The following is a 20181-nucleotide window of genomic DNA, read 5'->3' on the forward strand; positions in this document are numbered from 1 at the left end:
CTGGCGGCTTTAGCGCGGTGGTCCCACCTGACCCCATGCCGAACTCAGAAGTGAAACGCCGTAGCGCCGATGGTAGTGTGGGGTCTCCCCATGTGAGAGTAGGGAACTGCCAGACATCAAATAAGTGAGAAGGCCATCCGAAAGGATGGCCTTTTTGCGTTTCTACGCTACACAAACTGTAGGCCGGGTAAGGCGAAGCCGCCACCCGGCATAACAAACGATTAATGAATCACCTGCGATAAAAATGCTCGAGTGCGTTCTGACTTCGGATGCGCAAAGAACTCATCCGGTGGTGCCTGTTCAACAATCTCCCCGCGATCCATAAAGATCACCCTGTCAGCTACGGTTCTGGCAAACCCCATCTCATGCGTCACGCACAGCATCGTCATGCCGGACTGCGCCAGCCCAATCATGGTATCCAGCACCTCTTTCACCATTTCTGGATCCAGGGCAGATGTCGGTTCATCAAACAGCATAATTTTTGGTTTCATACACAGCGAACGGGCGATAGCCACACGCTGCTGTTGGCCACCCGATATCTGGCCAGGAAACTTATTGGCATGCTCTGCGATACGTACGCGCTCCAGGTAGTGCATTGCCAGCTCCTCCGCTTCCTTTTTCGGCATCTTGCGTACCCAAATTGGCGCAAGCGTACAGTTCTGCAAAACGGTCAGGTGCGGGAACAGATTAAAGTGCTGGAACACCATCCCCACTTCCTGGCGCACGCGTTCGATATTGCGAATATCTTCATTCAACTCAATACCATCAACCACAATACGCCCCTGTTGATGCTCTTCAAGATGGTTAATACAGCGAATAGTCGTTGATTTCCCTGAACCGGAAGGACCACAAAGTACGATACGTTCTCCCTGCTTTACCTTGAGATTGATATCCTTCAGGACATGAAACTCTCCGTACCATTTGTTTACGTTTTCCAGCGTAATCATCGCGTCGGCAGGTGTCATAGTAATCTGGCTCATAATTTCCTCAGTGCGGTGTACGCCCGGTGTTAAAGCGCTTTTCCAGATGCTGGCTATAGCGCGACATGCTAAAACAGAAGATCCAGTAGATCAGGGCAGCGAAGACATATCCCTCGGTGGACATACCCAGCCAGACAGGGTCAACGGTAGCCTGCTGCACGCTGCTAAAGAGATCGAATAATCCGATGATGATCACCAGACTAGTATCTTTGAAGAGGGCAATGATCGTGTTGACCAAACCCGGAATGACCAGCTTGAGTGCCTGCGGGAGAATGACCAGGCCCTGCGTTTTCCAGTAACCGAGTGCCAAAGATTCAGCGGCTTCATACTGGCCTTTAGGCAATGCCTGCAGGCCACCGCGCACAACCTCAGCAACATAGGCAGACTGGAAAAGAATCACCCCGACCAGGGCACGGATCAGTTTGTCTATCGTTGTGCCTTCTGCCATAAACAGCGGCAGCATGACCGACGACATAAACAGAACGGTGATAAGCGGAACGCCACGCCAGAACTCTATGAAAATAACAGAGAGCACACGTACGACCGGCATTTTTGAACGCCGTCCCAGAGCCAGTAAAATCCCCCACGGCAGAGCGCCAGCGATCCCCACAGAAGCAATAATGAGCGTAAGCGTCAGTCCGCCCCACTGGCGGGTTTCGACACGCTCGAGCCCCAGAAAACCGCCATACAACAACACCCAAACAATAATCGGATAAGCAACAGCCCAGCCCGAAATGTATCGGCCACGGTGCGGAAGCTTTTTCCAGAACATTACGGCAATGGAGAGCAAGCCGATAACCAGCGCCAGATTAATCCGCCAGCGCTGTTCGTGTGGGTACAATCCATACATGAACTGACCAAAACGCTCGTGGATAAACACCCAGCATGCGCCCGCTTTCGTACAATCAGCGCGCGTGGAGCCCACCCAGTTCGCCTGCAGGAAAGCCCAGTTAAGCAGAGGCGGGATCAGTTCCCAGATTAACCACAGGCACACAATTGTCAGCAGGCTGTTACTCCAGCTGGAGAACAGGTTCTTACGTGCCCAGATAATGAAGCGCCCACCTGTTGTGCTGGCAGGACGCGAGGAGTGCGACAATATCGCTTTTGTCATCATGGATCCTTAGCGCTCAACCAGTGCGATACGGCGGTTATAAAGGTTCATCAACAATGAAATCATCAGACTGATGACCAGATAAACAGACATGGTAATAGCAATAGTTTCAATCGCTTGTCCGGTCTGGTTAAGCACGGTTCCAGCGAACAGTGACACCATATCGGGGTAGCCGATGGCAGCGGCCAGCGATGAGTTTTTGACAATATTCAGATACTGGCTGGTCAGTGGCGGGATGATGACCCGTAAAGCCTGCGGAATAATGACCTGGCGAAGCGTCACGGTATTTGGCAAGCCCAGCGAGCGTGCCGCCTCGTGCTGTCCGTAAGGTACCGCCTGGATCCCGGAGCGGATAATTTCCGCAATAAATGCGGAGGTATAAATCGAGAGCGCCAGCGTCAGTGCGGCCAGCTCCGGAATTAACACCATCCCACCCTGGAAGTTAAACCCACGCAGATGTGGAATATCCCAGTGCAAGGCCGCACCAAATAGCCAGTGGGCGACTAACGGTAGGCCAACAATCAGTGCAGCGCCAACCGGCCATGTTTTACGCAACTGCCCGGTTTTGATCTGATGCTTACGGTTATAGCGGAACAAGCCGACAGAAATCGCGAGTGCAATAATTATGGCGATGATGAAGGCATAGAGCCCTTCAGCGACCTGCGGAGAGGGAATGTATAACCCGCGGTTGCTCAGAAAAAGGAGATCGAAGGCATCCACTGCCTGGCGCGGACCGGGAAGGTTACGCAGGACAGCGAAATACCAAAAGAAAATCTGCAGCAGCGGCGGGATATTACGAAAGATTTCGATATAAATAGTCGACAGTTTCCGCAGTAGCCAGTTTTCAGAAAGTCGGGCCAGACCAAGGAAAAAACCGAGTACGGAAGCGAACACAATACAGAGCGCTGACACCAGCAGCGTATTCAGCAGACCCACGACGAATACGCGTCCATACGTATCGCCTTCCTGATAATCAATAAGATGCTGAACAATACCAAAACCCGCGCTGCGATCCAGAAAGGCAAAACCGGAGGTGATGCCTCGGTTATTCAGGTTGGTAACGGTGTTGTGGATTAAATAGATGGCGATAACCACAACCACGACAACAGCAATAATCTGGAAAAGCCAGGCGCGGACCGCGGGATGAGAAAAGGACAGCGATCCTTTTACGGCTAAGCGGCGATGGGACATAAAAAACCTCGGTAACCATGACTCTGGACTGGGCACTGCGCTTGCAGTGCCCGTTACAGCAAAGACTTAACGTACTGGCGGTGCGTACTGAATACCGCCGTTGTTCCAGAGATTGTTCTGGCCGCGTTTGATCTTCAGCGGACTTTCCGAGCCCACGTTGCGCTCAAAGATCTCGGCATAGTTACCGACCTGCTTAATGATGTTATAAGCCCACTTGTTATCCAGTTTCAGATCCTTGCCGAAATCACCCTCTTTGCCCAGAAGGTGTGCCATATCCGGCGTGGATGGATTAGCGGCTTTCTCATCGACGTTTTTCGAGCTGATGCCCATCTCTTCGGCGTTCAGCATGGCAAACAATGTCCAGCGAACAATGGAGAACCAGTCCTCATCACCGCGGCGAACGACGGGACCAAGAGGCTCTTTGGAGATCACTTCCGGCAGGACTATCCATTCGGCAGGGTTGCTCAACTTAATGCGTAATGCGTAGAGCTGTGACTGGTCAGACGCCAGGGTATCGCAACGGCCAGACTCCAGCGCCTTAGCCGACTCATCGGAGCGATCAAACGTGACGGGGGTGTACTTCATGTTATTGGCTTTGAAGTAGTCCGCGACGTTAAGCTCTGTATCAGTACCGGCCTGAATGCAAACGGTCGCACCATCCAGCTCTTTAGCGCTTTTCAGACCGGCTTTATTGTGAGTAAGGAAGCCGATACCGTCGTAATAGGTGACGCCGGTAAATGACATTCCCATTCCCGCGTCGCGCGAGGAGGTCCAGGTCGTATTGCGTGAGAGCATGTCAACTTCGCCAGACTGTAGCGCGGTGAAACGTTCCTTTGCCGTCAGTGGGGTATATTTTACTTTGCTGTCATCACCGAAAACCGCTGCGGCAACGCCACGGCAGACATCAACGTCAATACCGGTAAACTTGCCGTTCGCGTCGGCATAGGAAAAGCCTGGCAAACCGTCACTGATACCACATTGTACAAAACCTTTCTTTTTAACGGCATCGAGCGTCGTGCCCGCCTGCGCCTGTCCGGCTACAGCAAACAACACGCTCGCGGCGGCCAGGCTGGCTATCATCGTCTTTTTCATAATGGATCCTGTGTGGCGAAATTTATCGTTATAGAGGCGTTTTAAAACGCTTTTACCTGTCTGTGGCTTTGGCCAACGTTTATAAAGCAAACGTAATGCCAGGTTTTGCGCTCGATTAATTAAAGACAAGTGAACGCATAATGCTGAGTGTAGACAGGCTTAAATAAATCGAATGCCCCGAAACGGTGCGAAATTCCAACCTGCGCCACAAATTAGAGCAAAAGTTGGTTGAAGGATAAGGTTAAAACCAGAGGTAGTTTCGGGTGTGAATATTGGCAGGTTATTTAATGGATTTAATATGTGAATATCATCACGATGGAATTGGCAGCTCTTCTGGATAAACAATAAAGATGTGACGTAAATCTTATCTAAATTAATAGAGGAGAATAAAAGAGGGCTCTTTTTTTACTTATATGAAATTACTGCACTATTTAAAAGCAAAAGCGCGGACAGAGCCGCGCTTTCTGGAATGAGTCATGCCCAGTGGTTATTTGGTCAGAGCCACGATACCCAGCGTCAGACCTGCTATTGCAGCAGCACCGCCAGCGATAGCACCGGCTGTTTCCCAGTTATCCTGGGTGGTGCCTTTCATACAGGTGTTAGTATGAACCAGTCGGCCTTGATCGTCGTATACCGGTACACATGGAGAATCGTGCGCGCAACCAGCAAGCAGCGCAGCGAGAAGTGCAACGGAAATGAATCTTTTCATGATGTTACCTCAGTGTTTTCTCACATTCGCCATAAAGCCAAAACGGCAATTAACGAATTAGTGGCTATTTTACCACCGGCAGAAGTTCGCGGTGCAGGGGGAATAATCTCAAATTATGTGAATTGTAAAAATCATGGAGAAAACTCAGCGAAAAAAAGAATTAATGGAGAAAATATGGAGCTGAAGAAATTTAAAGCTGTTGTTTATCTTAAATAAAAAGGCACCAGAGGTGCCTTTTAGTGATGGGTTATTCTTTATGGTTTGTGAATCGCCGACGGACAACCACGAAGAATACGGGCACGAAGAAGATAGCTAAAAGCGTTGCAGATAGCATTCCTCCCATGACACCCGTCCCGACAGCGTTTTGCGCACCGCTCCCGGCACCGCTGCTCATTACCAACGGCATGACGCCGAGAATAAAGGCCAGCGAAGTCATCAGGATAGGTCGAAGGCGCATTCGGGAAGCTTCCAGCGTCGCTTCAATTATCCCTTTGCCCTCCTTCTCCATCAGGTCTTTGGCAAATTCTACAATCAGGATGGCATTTTTGGCCGATAGTCCAATTGTTGTCAGGAGGCCGACCTGGAAATAGACGTCATTGTTCAGTCCTCGCAATGATGCTGCGAGAAGCGCGCCAATCACCCCCAATGGCACAACCAGCATGACAGAAAATGGAATAGACCAACTCTCATACAGCGCAGCCAGGCATAAGAACACCACTATCAGTGAGATAGCATACAACGCTGGCGCCTGGTTACCTGAAAGTCGCTCCTGATATGACATACCTGTCCAGTCGTAGCCGATGCCAGAAGGCAGTTTTGAGGCGAGACTTTCCATCATGACCATCGCTTCACCGGTACTTTTACCCGGTGCGGATTCACCGAGGATCTCCATTGATGGCATACCGTTGTAGCGTTCAAGGCGGGGAGAACCATACACCCAGTGGGCGCTGCTAAAGGCGGAGAAAGGTACCATTTCGCCATTTGCGCTGCGCACGTAAAGGCTGTTGATGTCTCCCGGCAACATGCGGAAGCGGGCATCGGCCTGAACATACACTTTTTTCACGCGGCCATGATCGATAAAGTCATTGACGTAAGTTCCCCCTAGCGCCGTCGAGATCGTCTGGTTGACATCAGAGAGGCTGATGCCCAGGGCCTGCGCTTTCTCCTGATCGACATCCAGCTTGAACTGAGGGGTATCTTCAAGACCGTTAGGACGCACTCGAACCAGCAGGTCGGGGTGCTCTTTTACCATGCCGAGCAGTTTGTTACGTGCCTGAGTTAACTGAGTATGTCCCAGGTTGGCCTGATCGATCAGCTCGAAATCGAATCCCGTTGCAGTACCTAACTCGATAATTGCGGGCAGGTTAAAGGGAAATACGAGGCCATCTTTGATCTGGCTGAACGCTTTCGTCGCGCGACCCACAATGGCTTCAACGCTGTTCTTCTCACCCGGGCGTTCTTCCCAGGGCTTCAGGCTGACGAAGGCGATACCAGAGTTTTGCCCCTGGCCGCTAAAGCTAAAGCCATTAACGGTAAAGACGGACTCAACATTCGCTTTCTCTTTGGTCAGGTAGTAGTTCTGAACCTGATCAAGAACTTGCTGCGTACGTGTCTGGGTTGCACCGGCAGGAAGCTGAACCATCGTCATAAACACCCCCTGATCCTCTTCAGGCAGGAAGGAGGTCGGCAAGCGCAGGAACAGCACCGCCATGCCGCCGACGATGAGCACGTACACCACCAGATAGCGCCCGGTCTTGCGAAGAATACCGCTCACGCTGTTGCTGTAGTGTTCCACGCTCTTGTCAAAGAGAGTATTGAACCAGCCAAAGAAGCCACCTTTCTTCTCGTGATGTTCACTGGCCACGGGTTTGAGCAATGTGGCGCAAAGGGCAGGAGTGAGGATCAGTGCAACCAGTACGGAAAGCGCCATCGCGGAGACAATGGTGAGCGAGAACTGGCGATAGATAGCCCCCGTCGAGCCGCCAAAAAAGGCCATCGGGATGAATACTGCCGATAGCACCATGGCGATACCGACCAGCGCGCCCTGGATCTGCTCCATCGACTTCTGCGTTGCCTCTTTTGGCGGCAGCTTGTCCTCAACCATGACTCGTTCGACGTTCTCAACAACCACAATTGCATCATCGACCAACAGGCCTATCGCCAGCACCATCCCGAACATCGTCAGGGTATTGATGGAGAAGCCGAATGCTGCCAGAACTGCGAAGGTCCCCAGCAGAACGACCGGAACCGCAATCGTAGGAATGAGCGTTGCCCGCAGGTTTTGCAGGAACAAATACATGACGAGGAAGACAAGAACAATCGCCTCGAACAGGGTTTTCACCACTTCGTGAATGGAGATTTTCACGAACGGCGTGGTGTCATAGGGATCGACAACCTTCAGTCCCTGCGGGAAGAATTGCTGCAGCTGCGCCAGCTTGCTCTTGATCGCTGCCGCCGTATCCAGCGCGTTTGCTCCGGTTGCCAGCTTGATCCCGAGACCCGTAGCCGCCTGCCCGTTGATCTTGGTGACCATGTTGTAGTTTTCGCCGCCCAGCTCAATGCGAGCCACATCCTTCAGGTGCACCATGGAGCCGTCCTGGTTCACCTTCAGCGTCACGCGGCCAAACTCTTCCGGCGATTTTAAACGGGTTTGCGCGATGATAGAGGCGTTCAATTGCTGACCAGGAATAGATGGCGTTCCACCTAGCTGACCGGCCGCAATCTGGTCATTCTGTGTTTTCAGTTGATTGATAATATCCAGGGGCGTCAGCTGATATTTATTCATCGCATTGCTGTCGAGCCAGATACGCATTGCATACTGCGCACCGAACAGTTGCACATCACCAACACCCGTTGTGCGACTAATCGCATCTTTCACATTCGACGCGACGTAGTCAGAGATATCATCCTGAGTCAGGTTTTTATTGTCCGACACGAAGCCCGCAACCAGCAGGAAGCTGCTGCTGGATTTCTCAACCCCAATCCCTTGCTGCTGTACTTCTTGTGGCAGCAGCGGCATGGCGAGCTGAAGTTTGTTTTGAACCTGAACCTGGGCGATGTCCGGGTCTGTACCCGACTCGAAGGTCAGAGTAATGGTGACGTTACCCGCAGAATCGCTGGTGGACGACATATACATCAGATTATCGATGCCGTTCATGTTCTGCTCGATAACCTGCGTCACGGTATCCTGCACCGTCTGAGCGTCAGCGCCAGGGTAGGTTGCTGTGATGGCTACAGCGGGAGGCGCGATGGTCGGATACTGCGCAACGGGCAGTTTGAGAATAGCCAGCCCGCCCGCAATCATCAAAATAATCGCGAGTACCCAGGCGAAAACGGGCCTTTGAATAAAGAAGTTAGCCATGTCGTTGTCCTTAACTGGCTGGCGCTGCAGCGGTGTCAGGTGTCGCTACGACGGTGACGCCAGGACGGACTTTCTGCAGGCCGCTGACGATCACGCGGTCACCATTTTTCAGCCCTTCCGTCACCAGCCAACGGTCGCCAATCGCCTGAGGTGCAACGACGGTACGCGTTTCTACCTGGTTTTTATCATTAACCACCATCACCGTTGCGTCACCGCGCGGTGTGCGGGTCACGCCCTGCTGCGGAACCAGAATGGCATTCGGCTGTGTGCCTTCATCAATGCGCGCGCGGACAAACATACCGGGTAAGAGTTGATGCTGAGGATTTGGGAAAATCGCGCGCAGGGTAATTGAGCCGGTGCTTTCATCGACCGTCACATCCGAGAACTGCAGCGTACCTTTCTGCGGGTATGGCTGACCGTTTTCCATCAACAGCTCAACGGTGCTGGTGGCATCCCCTTTTTCCAGGCTGGTCTGTTTCAGGCGCATAAAATCATTGCTGGACTGAGTCACATCGACATAGATGGGATCAAGCTGCTGTACCGTTGCCAGGGCGGTTGCCTGCCCGTTAGTGACGAGAGCCCCTTCGGTGACGCTGGATTTGCCAATACGTCCGTTGATGGGTGATGTCACTTTGGTATAGGCAAGATTGATACGCGCGCTTTCAACACCGGCCTTTGCGGCAACGACGCTGGCATCGGCCTGTTGCGCCGTCGCAACTGCCTGATCGTATTCCTGCTTGCTGACGTACTGGGTGCCGACCAGTGGGACATAGCGTTTCACCGTCAGATGCGCAATATTCGCTGCCGCCTGCGCTTTCGCCAGTTCGCCTTTCGCACTGTCATAGGCCGCCTGATACGTAGCAGGATCGATTTGATAAAGGGAGTCGCCTGCCTTCACATCACTGCCTTCTGTGAAGTTACGGCGCAGAATGATGCCGCTAACCTGAGGACGAACCTCCGCAACGCGATACGCATCTGTCCTGCCTGGAAGTTCCGTTGTGACTGCCAGTGGGGCACTTTTCACAATATGTACACTTACCTGAGGGGCTTGTGGATGTTGTTGCTGGTTTTCCTGCCCATCGCATCCGGTAAGCAGTGCGGCGCAGACAATAAAACCGGCTAAGGGTAAGAGTCTGAAATGATTCGTCATTACTGTTCCTTTAAATACCCATTAAACCGATATTTGCCGTAAATCGGTGACAGGGGCAGGGTACAAATACAAAAATGTAGCTGCATATAATAATGAGGGTATTTAATGTTTTTTAATTTATAAGTGCGAATGAAGAGGGGGGAAGACAAAAATCAGAATCAAACCGGGTGTATTTGACGATATACTTACTTATGAATAATCAAGTAAATGGTATTTAATGGCCTCATTTATATCTCGCATGAATTTAATTGCTTTCAATTATTCATCTTAATTATAAATTAAGAGAATTGACTTTTTTTGTGCAAAAATAAAACGGGTTTTAGGGAATACTTTGTTACCTGACTCCAACATTAAGTCTTCAACGTGTGAGTAACGAGTAGCTGTCTATGGCGCGTAAAAAGAAAGAAGATGCCCAGAAAACCCGGCAACTGCTGATTGAGGCGGCTATCGGTGAGTTTGCTACACGTGGCGTAGCCAACACCACGCTTACGGACATCGCTGATGCGGCAAAGGTTACACGCGGCGCAGTCTACTGGCATTTTTCCAGCAAAGCCGAAATATTTAATGCCATTTGGGAGCAGCAGATCCCCCTGCGTGACATTATTCGTGACAGGTTATCGCTCACCGAAAATGATGATCCGTTGTTAATGCTCCGTGAGCAATTTATCACAGCGTTGCAATATATTGCGCGTGAACCACGGCAGTGTGCGCTTTTGCAAATTCTGTATCATAAATGTGAATTTAAGAACGATATGATTTCAGAGTGTGAAATTCGTCAACGTATTGGTTTTAACAATGATTATCTGCGCGCGACGCTGGAAAATTGCATTTCACGGAAAGTGATTTCACCGCAGGTCAATGTTGATTTGACGCTGATCGTCCTCCGAGGTTTTTTTAGCGGGATAATTAAAAACTGGTTAATGAACAGCGACAGTTTTAATCTTTATCAGCAGGCACCTGCTCTGGTTGACAATATCCTGGGGACACTTCCTGTGATACGCGTGTCGCCGCAGGATGACGTTTATACCTCCGCGCCAGGCAACATTTCCCCATGTTCACAAAGTGCCTCAATGGTCTGAGCACTGACTGGCTTACCTAGCAGATATCCCTGGAGCGTGTGACAACCCAGCTCTGTCAAAAACGTTTGCTGTGCTTCGGTTTCCACACCCTCCGCCACCACTTTTAGATTTAGCGTTTTTGCCAGCGCCACGATGGCTGAGACAATGGTGGCATCTTCACTTTCCCCACTCAATTCCTGCACAAAAGCACGATCAATTTTCAGTTCACTGGCGGGTAGGCGCTTAAGGTATAGCAGGCTTGAATACCCGGTTCCGAAGTCATCGATGGAGGCTTTCACTCCGGCATTGGTCAGTTCTGTCAGTACCCGCACGCTTTCGTCAGGGTTGCTCATCGCTGTGGTTTCGGTCACTTCAAGGATCAGCATTTCCGGGGGAACGTTGTGACGGGTCAGGCAGTCGAGCACCGTTTTTACCAGTGAAGGTTGTTCAAACTGCAGCGTCGACAGGTTCACCGCCATCGACCAGTTACGGTGCCCCTGAAGGTGCCACTCACGCAACTGACGACAGGCTTCATTGATAACCCAGTTACCGATGGGAATAATCAGCCCCGTTTTTTCTGCCAGCGGCAGGAAGAGTTCGGGCGTCAATAATCCCTGCTTCGGATGTTGCCAGCGTAGCAATGCCTCAAATCCGAGGAGGGGGCCTGCCGGAGCATGGAATTTAGGCTGATAGAGCAAACGAAGTTCATCGCGATCGATGGCCAGCCATAGATCGTTCATCAGCTGCAGATGGGTCTGAGCCAGCGTATTCATGGAGGGCTGGAAAAAATGGTATCCGTTCCGGCCCATATGTTTTGTGTGGTACATCGCCGCATCGGCATTGAACATCAGCTCGCGGTCGGTTTTGCCGTCATGCGGATAAAGCGCGATCCCAATGCTGAGGGTCACCACCAGTTCATAAGGCTCCAGGTTGAACGGGCTATCTATAGCGCGAACCAGCGAACTGGCCAGCGAGGCCGCATCATCCGGGCCTTCACCCTCCGCCAGCAGAACAAATTCATCGCCACCGATGCGGGCGAGAGTGAACTGGCCCTTCAGCGGCAGCAACAAACGCTCCGTCACGGCGACCAGGAGTTTATCGCCGACATCATGCCCGTAGGCGTCATTGATGGTTTTAAACCCGTCGAGATCCATGAACATAAGCGCAAAGTGCGTACCTTCGCGGTCTGCTTTACTGATAGCCTGATCGAGCCTGTCTTCCAGCAGGATACGGTTGGGCAGGCGCGTCAGGGTATCGTGCAGCGCCAGCTGCGCGAGTTCCCGGTTCGCTTCTGCAAGCGACGAGGCCAGAAGGGCAGTACGTGCCTGAAGGCGGGCGTCCAGCATCGACACCAGCAGGGTGATCCCAAGAATAGAGAGCGCGACGACGCTGACCAGCACCGCCAGCCAGCTCCCGTTAATCCCCTCATGATGAACCATTGTGGACATGGGAAACTGCGCCGCCTTCATGCCTGCATAGTGCATTCCGGCGATGGCGATCCCCATCGTGATGGCGGCGCCCATGCGCATCAGCACGACCTGCGCGGCTTCGTGACGCAGGCGGAAGGTCAGCCATAATGCCGCGAGTGAAGCGGCAAGCGCAATCACGACCGAAATGGCCACCCAGACCTTGTCCCAGATAATCCCGGGCATCACTTCCAGCGCCGCCATGCCGGTGTAATGCATGGCAACAATACCGCTTCCCATCACCAGCGCGCCGGGCAGGAGTCGGCGCAAGCGTAATTGCTCGCAGCTCACGAGCCATAGTGCAAACAGAGACGAACCCACGGCGATGACCATGGATAGCACCGTCAGGGTAGCGTTGTAGCTCATGCTCATGGAGAGGTCCATCGCCAGCATGCCGATAAAATGCATGGCCCACACGCCGATGCCCATTGCAATACCGCCGCCAGCCAGCCAGACGCGGGCAGCGACGCCCTGGCTCCCCGCAACACGTGCAGCCATGTTCAGCGCGGTATACGCAGCAAGGATGGCAACAACAAAGGAGAGGACTACCAGGATATGATTGTATTGGCTGACAAGCATGGACGGTTCTACTCGAGTGTGAGTTTACGCAAGAGCGGTTGGGAAGGGCGAGACATTATCACCGTAAGGTAATGACTCAAAGGGATTTAAATCCCCGTTTTTACTGTGTGATTATCGTGTTTTTGGCGATGATTGTAGGTTAGTCGAGCTCAGAACAATTGACCAGTTTTAGAGGATTCACGGAATTCATATTACGGCACTGATCGGTTTCGGTGCTCATCAGTTCAATCCACTGCATCAGCAGCGCATCAAAAATGAAAACAGAGACAGCAAAAACAACCAGCCACCAGTATTTACGAATCATTGTGCTATTCCGCAGGAAAGAACCAGTAAGGTGCTGGAAATATACACGAAAAGTTGCGCTTTAAAAGCGGGAGAAGTGCAGGTTTACAAAGCGTTGACGGTTGCCGTTATGGGCAATAAAAAAGGCGCTTCCCCATGCCGAAGAGCGCCTTTTTAAACAAGCATTTAACTGATTAGTATCAGTTCATGCCGTATTTTTTCAATTTCTTACGCAGAGTACCACGGTTGATACCCATCATCAGCGCAGCGCGGGTCTGGTTACCGCGGGTGTATTGCATCACCATGTCCAACAGTGGCTGTTCAACTTCAGCCAGTACCAGCTCATACAGGTCATTAACATCCTGACCGTTCAGTTGAGCAAAATAGTTCTTCAGTGCCTGTTTAACCGAGTCACGCAGGGGCTTTTGAGTTACCTGGTCCTGGGAGTTAACGGTAGATACGGTCAGTACGTCAGAATTTACGCGTTGTTCGAACATAGTTCTGTCAGCTCTTTATTTCATTACGCAAGATTTTCGAAGTATGCCTCCAACGCCTCCAGCTGTACGCTGGCATCCTCTATGGCGTTGAATGTGCGCCGAAACTGGTCATTTGGAGCGTGCTCCTGGAGATACCAGGAGACGTGTTTACGCGCAATTCGGTACCCTTTTGCCTGACCGTAGTGGTCATGCAATTCCCGAACATGCGAACAAAGCAAGCGCTTGACCTCTGCCAGTGGCAGCGGAGCAAGCAGCTCCCCAGTGTCCAGATAATGCTGGATTTCCCGAAAGATCCAGGGTCTTCCCTGAGCGGCACGTCCTATCATCAGAGCATCAGCTCCCGTATAGTCGAGCACAGCTCTGGCTTTAAGCGGGTCAGTAATGTCACCATTCGCGATAATCGGAATGGAAACTTTCTGCTTAACTGCCCGAATGCTGTCGTATTCAGCTTCACCGTTGAACAAACAGGCGCGAGTGCGTCCATGAATGGTCAGGGCCTGAATGCCACAGTCTTCGGCCAGTTGGGCAATCTCTACACAGTTACGGTGTTCCGGCGACCAACCCGTGCGAATCTTTAACGTAACAGGAACGTCCACTGCGCTGACAACCGCCGTCAGGATTGACTTCACCTGGTCGGGGTATTGCAGAAGGGCTGAACCTGCAAGCTTGCGATTCACTTTCTTGGCCGGGCAACCCATATTGATATCAATAATTTGGGCGCCACTTTCCACGTTGATACGCGCGGCGTCTGCCATCTCTTCAGGCACGCTTCCGGCAATTTGCACGGTGCGAATACCAGGCTCATCCACATGCACCATCCGAAGACGGGACTTATCGCTTTCCCACACTTGTGGGTTAGACGACATCATCTCGGAAACGGTTAATCCTGCTCCCATCTCGTAGCACAACGTCCTGAACGGCCGGTCGGTAATACCTGCCATTGGCGCTGCGATCAGGCGATTTCTGAGCTGGTGGTGTCCGATGCGCATGAGTTAAGAAATGACCATACTGTGACTGCAAGGCGGCGTATATTACGCATTTTTTGCACGAGATGAAAGGCCAAACTTTGAACAATCCACTGCTGTAGATCAAGGAATCGCCGCTAAGACTATTCGGTGAAAATTATTCACCATTTAAATCATTGTGTTATGCATTAATGGTTATTTTATCGACGCTTACAATTTCCCGTAACTTCTCATCATTTCTGAATAAATGAATCACTTCAGCGGGATAATCTGCTGTTTTTAGCAGCAGATTATCCCGCATCTTTGCGATCTACATCGCATTTTAGAACATCATCTCAGCGCGAAAAATGCACATTATTCAAAGACGACACGACCATGAAGGGGTTGTACCGGACGGTTATTATCATGGTGCATGGTATGAGTGAATTTACCCAACTGTTCTGCTGAGACGGTCAGCGGATGTTTAAGCACAATCCAGGTGACGCCCTCAGAGCACGGTGGGGTAGTGAGTGACCCGCTAAAGCGCCAGTACGTCTTATCTTTTGGCAGCAGTTGGTTCATGTCGAGGTTTGGCTTGATGCTGACGTTCTGGTCAACCTGGCCCGGCATCACGCCCCAGAGTTTATCCAGCTCAGCGTTAGCAGCGCCTTTATCAAACATCACGGCAACCACCACCAGTTCACCCTTCTCGTTTTTATGCACCAGGTGCATCTCCATTGCGAACGACTTACCGTGCACCGTGTTTTCACTCGGGGCATGGAAGTGGAACTGCTGTAAGGTCCAGGTTTGATTATCGAGAGTGATGCTGTCGCGGGTGTCCGCCTTTTCAACGGCCTGAATAGTGTGTCCGTTGTTTGTCAGCGTAACGGGACCGTCAATATAGTGCGTTTCCAGCGGGGAGAGATGTGCTTTCGCGGTGGAATCAATGTTAATGGGAGACTGGTTCATCCCGCTTTTACAGGTCTTGTACGCCTCGTCCAGCTCGCCCCAGTGCTCCGGTGCGCCTTCTCCTTGATAGCTCCAGTGTGATGCGATAGCGGAAGCCGAGACCATGCTCAGCGCCAGCAGCGCTGCCTTGCCATAAACGTGTTTCATTATATTCTTCCTATGAATTTTATTATTCAAACCAGCATTTATACGCATGATTTGTGTGGTTATTTTAGCGGAGACAGGCAGAAGGCGGGAGAAATATCACAGGAGAAAAGGCGTGGTCAGAGGACCACGCCGAAGGCTTATTTTTTACGGCCGGTAATGCGGCACCACTCTTCTTTCTCAACCACCGGGTCGAGCGCGAAGAGATCGGCATAGGCTTCACAGACGCTGTCAGCCTGGCTTGCCAGAATACCAGAAAGTCCCAGCAGACCCCCCTCAACGGGCAGCACGCTGATTAACGGTGCAAGTTCACGTAATGGGCCAGCCAGGATGTTTGCCACTACCACGTCGGCTTTCATGGCCTCAGGTTGAGCATCAGGCAGATACAGCTCCAGACGATCGGAAACGCCGTTACGCTCGGCATTATCGCGGCTGGCCTGAATCGCCTGTGGATCGATATCGATCCCGATGGCTTTTGCCGCACCCAGTTTCAGGGCAGCAATCGCGAGGATCCCGGAACCGCAGCCGAAGTCGATCACCGTCTTGCCTTCCAGATCCAGCCCGTCCAGCCACTGCAAACAGAGTGAGGTGGTGGGATGGGTGCCGGTCCCAAACGCCAGGCCCGGATCGAGCATCACGTTGACCGCATTCGCGTCCGGCACGTCGCGCCAGCTTGGGCAAATCCACAGACGCTTACCGAACTGCATCGGGTGGAAGTTATCCATCCACTCGCGTTCCCAGTCTTTGTCTTCCAGCTGTTCGATTTTATGCACAAAGCCTGCGCCCAGCAGCGGATGGTTTTCCAGAAGGGCAACCACCTCTTTCATATCGGTTTCCGCATCGAACAGGCCGATAACGTCGGTATCACCCCACAGGCGGGTTTCGCCCGGCAGCGGCTCAAAGACCGGCGTGTCATGCGTGTCCTGGAAGGTGATTGAGACCGAACCGGCCTCCATCAGCGCATCGCTCAGTTCCTCGGCGTTAGCGCCGGTTGTGTTCAGTTTTAGTTGGATCCACGGCATGGCAAAACTCTTTATTTATCAGTAGAAATCATAGCGGGTTGTGGAACGGGCTGACCGAAACGGTTCCCCACCACAAACGCCAGTAAACTTAGCAGTAACGAAGGCACAATCGGATGGAAGCCCAGGTACTGAATTTTAAACGTTGCGAGTACGGCGTAAAGCACGCCGCCGACAATCATGGCGCTCAGTGCGCCCGCCGCGTTTGCACGCTCCCAGTAGAGCCCTAACACCAGCGGCCAAAGGAAGACGGCTTCCAGGCCGCCAAACGCGAGCAGGTTCAGCCAGATGATCATCTCCGGCGGACGCCATGCGGCTAACAGCATCAGTGCACCTAACACCAGCGTAATAACGGCTGACATGCGCTTCAGGCGTCGCTCATTCTCTGCCTGCTCAGGACGCAGGTTCAGATAGAGATCTTTAATGATCGTAGCGGAACTTTGCAGCAGTTGAGCGTTGATTGTCGACATAATGGCGGCCATCGGTGCGGCAAGGAAAATCCCGGCAGCGAACGGCGGAAGCACTTTGACCATCAGCGTTGGGATCACCAGATCCGGCACGGTGAGATCGGGGAGCACCGCGCGTCCTAATGCGCCCGCCAGGTGCATACCAAACATCAGGATCGCGACAACGATAGTGCCGATAATGATACCCCGGTGCACGGCTTTGCTGTCTTTATAAGAGATACAGCGCACAGCCGTATGCGGCAGACCGATAACCCCGAAGCACACTAATACCCAGAATGAGGTCATAAATGTTGGGGAAAGGATGTCATCCGCGCCCTGCGGTGAAACCAGTTTCGGGTCAATCGCTTCCAGAGTTTCCACGGCATGACTTAGCCCGCCAGCCGCATGAACTATCCCCGCCAGCAGAACGATCGTACCAATGAGCATGACCATTCCCTGCAGCGTATCGTTCAGCACGCTGGCGCGGAATCCGCCAAACGCGGTATACAGCGCAATGCTTACCCCGAAGACGATCAGACCTGTCTCGTAGGGGATCCCCGCAGCCGTTTCCAGCAGCCGTGCTCCGCCGATAAACTGTACCGTCATCGCGCCAATAAAGGCCACCAGCAGGCTTAAGCTGGCCAGCCACACCAGTAAACGGCTCTGGTAACGTGCAAAAAGCATATCGTTGAGCGTCACGGCATTGTAACGGCGCGCCAGAATGGCAAATTTTTTGCCCAGTATGCCCAGCGAGAGCCAGATGGCAGGAAGCTGGATCATTGCCAGTAGTACCCAGCCTAACCCGTATTTATAGGCGGCACCGGGTCCACCGATAAATGAACTGGCGCTGATGTAGGTTGCGGTCAGCGTCATGGCCAGCACGACGCCGCCCATCGAGCGGCTACCGAGGAAATACTCGTTCAGGAAGCTGCCCGTCGTGCGTTTCCGCATGGCGTAAACGGACAAACCAAACACCACTAACAAGTACGCGATAAGCGGCAGAATGACTTCAAGCTGCATCATCGTCCTCCAGCGGAATATCACGATAAATGAATTTCACCATCGCCCAGCACAGCAGGATAAAGACCAGCGGTACCAGCAGACAGGCCATTTCAAACCAGTGCGGCAGGCCGGTGATGCCAATAGCGGAGTCAGGTAAGTAAGCAGTTACTAACCAGGCAGCAAGATAGAGAAGGGTCAGCCACAGCGCCCAGCGCGCTTCTTTATGGGCCTGAACAAAACGCTTGTCCATTTAATGTCCCTTGTGGATGAAGAAAGCGGGGATTGTACATGATGGGGCCTGGCTATCCCCAGAAATAAAAAAGGCCGGATAATCCGGCCTTTTCGCGTTGCTGCAGTCTTACTTCTCGTGCAGACCGAGTTTCTTCTCAAGATAGTGGATGTTAGTCCCACCATTCTGGAAGTGCTCGTCGCTCATGATGCGCATCTGCAGATCGACGTTGGTTTTGATACCGTCGATGATCAGCTCCTGCAGGGCGTTCTTCATGCGGGCAATCGCCACGTCACGGTTTTCGCCGTAGCAGATAAGCTTGCCGATCATTGAGTCATAGTACGGCGGTACGGTGTAACCGGCGTAGATATGAGACTCCCAACGCACACCAAAGCCACCCGGCGCGTGGAAACGCGTGATTTTACCCGGGCTTGGCAGGAAGGTATTCGGGTCTTCGGCGTTGATACGGCATTCCACCGCATGGCCTTTCACCACAACTTCTTCCTGTTTGATGGACAGAGGCTGACCAGCTGCGATACGCAGCTGTTCTTTAATCAGGTCAACGCCGGTGATCATTTCTGTCACAGGGTGTTCAACCTGAATACGGGTGTTCATTTCGATGAAATAGAACTCGCCGTTTTCGAACAGGAACTCAAAGGTACCCGCACCGCGATAGCCGATATCGACACACGCTTTGGAGCAACGCTCGCCGATGTAGCGACGCAGTTCCGGGGTAATGCCCGGTGCTGGCGCTTCTTCGACCACTTTCTGGTGACGACGCTGCATGGAGCAGTCACGTTCTGCCAGATAGATGGCGTTACCCTGACCGTCAGCCAGCACCTGAATTTCGATGTGGCGTGGGTTTTCCAGGTACTTTTCCATGTACACCATGTCATTGCTGAAAGCGGCTTTCGCTTCTGCTTTGGTCATGGAGATGGACTGCGCCAGTTCAGCATCGCTGCGCACAACGCGCATACCGCGACCGCCGCCGCCGCCGGACGCCTTGATGATAACCGGGTAGCCAATGCGTTTAGCATGAGCACGGTTAGCATCCATGTCGTCGGTCAGAGGGCCGTCAGAGCCTGGTACGGTTGGAACACCGGCTTTTTTCATGGCGGTGATTGCAGACACTTTGTCGCCCATCAGGCGGATGGTGTCGGCTTTCGGGCCGATGAAGATAAAGCCAGAGCGTTCAACCTGCTCAGCAAAGTTGGCGTTCTCAGAGAGGAAGCCGTAACCCGGATGAATTGCCACCGCGCCGGTGATTTCAGCGGCGCTGATGATAGCCGGGATGTTCAGATAGCTTTTTACGGACGGAGCCGGGCCAATACAGACCGTCTCATCCGCCAGCAATACGTGTTTTAAATCGCGATCCGCGCTTGAGTGCACGGCCACGGTCTTGATGCCCAGTTCTTTACAGGCACGAAGAATACGCAGTGCAATCTCGCCACGGTTGGCGATAACAATTTTATCCAGCATGTTCGCCTCGTTACTCGATGACGACCAGCGGCTCGTCAAATTCTACCGGCTGACCACTTTCGACCAGAATCGCTTTCACAGTACCTGACTTGTCAGCTTCGATCTGGTTCATCATTTTCATCGCTTCAACGATGCACAGGGTATCGCCTACGTTGACTTTCTGACCCACTTCGATGAACGCCTTCGCGTCCGGGCTCGGGGTGCGGTAGAAAGTACCAACCATTGGGGAACGTACGATGTGACCACTGATTTCTGCAGCTGCTGCAGGTGCGGCTTCTGCGGCTGGCGCAACGGCTGCGGAAAGCGCAGGCTGCTGCACTGGCGCAGCATAAGCTTGCTGCATTACCGGGAAGCTAGCGGCTGGGGCTGCACGGCTGATGCGTACAGACTCTTCGCCTTCAGAAATTTCCAGTTCGGAGATGCCTGATTCTTCAACCAGCTCGATCAGTTTTTTAATCTTACGAATATCCATG

General features: G+C 52.4%; 19 protein-coding genes and 1 rRNA gene. 3 read left to right on the forward strand and 17 right to left on the reverse strand.

Going from position 1 to position 20181, the window contains the following annotated elements:
* Positions 1 to 115 (forward strand): 5S ribosomal RNA (rrf, locus tag K5E19_RS09930).
* Positions 116 to 221: 106 nt separating this feature from the next.
* On the opposite strand, the gene K5E19_RS09935 is transcribed toward rrf, so the two are convergent.
* From K5E19_RS09935 to K5E19_RS09955, 5 genes are all read right to left on the reverse strand, one after another.
* Positions 222 to 980, reverse strand: a complete 759-nt coding sequence (locus K5E19_RS09935) for an amino acid ABC transporter ATP-binding protein (RefSeq protein ID WP_221551063.1) — start codon at positions 978 to 980, stop codon at positions 222 to 224.
* A 7-nt stretch (positions 981 to 987) separates the two neighbouring features.
* Positions 988 to 2091 (reverse strand): amino acid ABC transporter permease, encoded by a 1104-nt coding sequence (locus tag K5E19_RS09940; protein ID WP_221551231.1) that lies wholly within the window; start codon positions 2089 to 2091, stop codon positions 988 to 990.
* Positions 2092 to 2100: 9 nt separating this feature from the next.
* Positions 2101 to 3282: an amino acid ABC transporter permease gene (locus tag K5E19_RS09945; protein WP_221551065.1), complete on the reverse strand. Its 1182-nt coding sequence runs from the start codon at positions 3280 to 3282 to the stop codon at positions 2101 to 2103.
* A gap of 66 nt (positions 3283 to 3348) precedes the next feature.
* The gene (locus K5E19_RS09950; RefSeq protein WP_221551067.1) at positions 3349 to 4374 is read right to left on the reverse strand and encodes an amino acid ABC transporter substrate-binding protein; all 1026 of its coding nucleotides are present in this window, start codon (positions 4372 to 4374) and stop codon (positions 3349 to 3351) included.
* Between the two features lie 487 nt (positions 4375 to 4861).
* Positions 4862 to 5083, reverse strand: coding sequence for a lipoprotein (locus K5E19_RS09955; protein WP_006178893.1), 222 nt, complete (start codon positions 5081 to 5083; stop codon positions 4862 to 4864).
* Between K5E19_RS09955 and K5E19_RS09960 the strand changes: the two genes are divergently transcribed.
* Positions 5027 to 5299: a hypothetical protein gene (locus K5E19_RS09960; protein WP_221551240.1), complete on the forward strand. Its 273-nt coding sequence runs from the start codon at positions 5027 to 5029 to the stop codon at positions 5297 to 5299. The two genes, K5E19_RS09955 and K5E19_RS09960, sit on opposite strands and share 57 nt — an antisense overlap.
* A gap of 31 nt (positions 5300 to 5330) precedes the next feature.
* Here K5E19_RS09960 and K5E19_RS09965 read toward each other — a convergent pair whose 3' ends face one another.
* Together K5E19_RS09965 and K5E19_RS09970 are read right to left on the reverse strand one after the other, a co-directional pair.
* Positions 5331 to 8444 (reverse strand): efflux RND transporter permease subunit, encoded by a 3114-nt coding sequence (locus K5E19_RS09965; protein ID WP_221551069.1) that lies wholly within the window; start codon positions 8442 to 8444, stop codon positions 5331 to 5333.
* 10 nt (positions 8445 to 8454) lie between these two features.
* Positions 8455 to 9594: an efflux RND transporter periplasmic adaptor subunit gene (locus K5E19_RS09970; RefSeq protein ID WP_221551070.1), complete on the reverse strand. Its 1140-nt coding sequence runs from the start codon at positions 9592 to 9594 to the stop codon at positions 8455 to 8457.
* A 386-nt stretch (positions 9595 to 9980) separates the two neighbouring features.
* Between K5E19_RS09970 and envR the strand changes: the two genes are divergently transcribed.
* Positions 9981 to 10673, forward strand: coding sequence for an acrEF/envCD operon transcriptional regulator (gene envR / locus K5E19_RS09975; protein WP_221551071.1), 693 nt, complete (start codon positions 9981 to 9983; stop codon positions 10671 to 10673).
* Here the strand turns inward: envR and K5E19_RS09980 are convergent.
* The 10 genes from K5E19_RS09980 to accB form a co-directional block, all read right to left on the reverse strand.
* Positions 10616 to 12697, reverse strand: coding sequence for a bifunctional diguanylate cyclase/phosphodiesterase (locus K5E19_RS09980; protein WP_221551072.1), 2082 nt, complete (start codon positions 12695 to 12697; stop codon positions 10616 to 10618). The two genes, envR and K5E19_RS09980, sit on opposite strands and share 58 nt — an antisense overlap.
* 139 nt (positions 12698 to 12836) lie before the next feature.
* Entirely contained in the window at positions 12837 to 13001 is a 165-nt protein-coding gene (locus tag K5E19_RS09985) for a DUF2556 family protein (protein ID WP_221551074.1), read from the reverse strand.
* Between the two features lie 178 nt (positions 13002 to 13179).
* On the reverse strand, positions 13180 to 13476 hold the full coding sequence (gene fis / locus K5E19_RS09990; protein WP_000462905.1) for a DNA-binding transcriptional regulator Fis: 297 nt from the start codon (positions 13474 to 13476) through the stop codon (positions 13180 to 13182).
* Between the two features lie 23 nt (positions 13477 to 13499).
* The gene (gene dusB, locus K5E19_RS09995) at positions 13500 to 14465 is read right to left on the reverse strand and encodes a tRNA dihydrouridine synthase DusB (RefSeq protein ID WP_010436190.1); all 966 of its coding nucleotides are present in this window, start codon (positions 14463 to 14465) and stop codon (positions 13500 to 13502) included.
* 330 nt (positions 14466 to 14795) lie between these two features.
* A complete protein-coding gene (locus K5E19_RS10000; protein WP_221551076.1) occupies positions 14796 to 15536 on the reverse strand; it encodes a carbonic anhydrase in 741 nt (246 codons plus the stop codon).
* A gap of 137 nt (positions 15537 to 15673) precedes the next feature.
* A complete protein-coding gene (gene prmA / locus K5E19_RS10005; protein WP_089598437.1) occupies positions 15674 to 16555 on the reverse strand; it encodes a 50S ribosomal protein L11 methyltransferase in 882 nt (293 codons plus the stop codon).
* An 11-nt stretch (positions 16556 to 16566) separates the two neighbouring features.
* Positions 16567 to 18018: a sodium/pantothenate symporter gene (gene panF / locus K5E19_RS10010; protein ID WP_221551233.1), complete on the reverse strand. Its 1452-nt coding sequence runs from the start codon at positions 18016 to 18018 to the stop codon at positions 16567 to 16569.
* Positions 18008 to 18250 carry a YhdT family protein gene (locus K5E19_RS10015; RefSeq protein WP_006178860.1) on the reverse strand — a complete coding sequence of 81 codons (243 nt, stop codon included), beginning with the start codon at positions 18248 to 18250 and terminating at the stop codon, positions 18008 to 18010. Before K5E19_RS10015 ends, panF begins: the two co-directional genes overlap by 11 nt.
* A 108-nt stretch (positions 18251 to 18358) precedes the next feature.
* A complete protein-coding gene (gene accC, locus K5E19_RS10020; RefSeq protein WP_010436177.1) occupies positions 18359 to 19708 on the reverse strand; it encodes an acetyl-CoA carboxylase biotin carboxylase subunit in 1350 nt (449 codons plus the stop codon).
* Between the two features lie 10 nt (positions 19709 to 19718).
* Positions 19719 to 20180: an acetyl-CoA carboxylase biotin carboxyl carrier protein gene (gene accB / locus K5E19_RS10025; RefSeq protein ID WP_010436174.1), complete on the reverse strand. Its 462-nt coding sequence runs from the start codon at positions 20178 to 20180 to the stop codon at positions 19719 to 19721.
* Position 20181 lies beyond the last annotated feature (1 nt).

It is taken from the genome of Enterobacter sp. RIT637, assembly GCF_019718755.1.
Taxonomy (GTDB): Bacteria; Pseudomonadota; Gammaproteobacteria; order Enterobacterales; family Enterobacteriaceae; genus Enterobacter.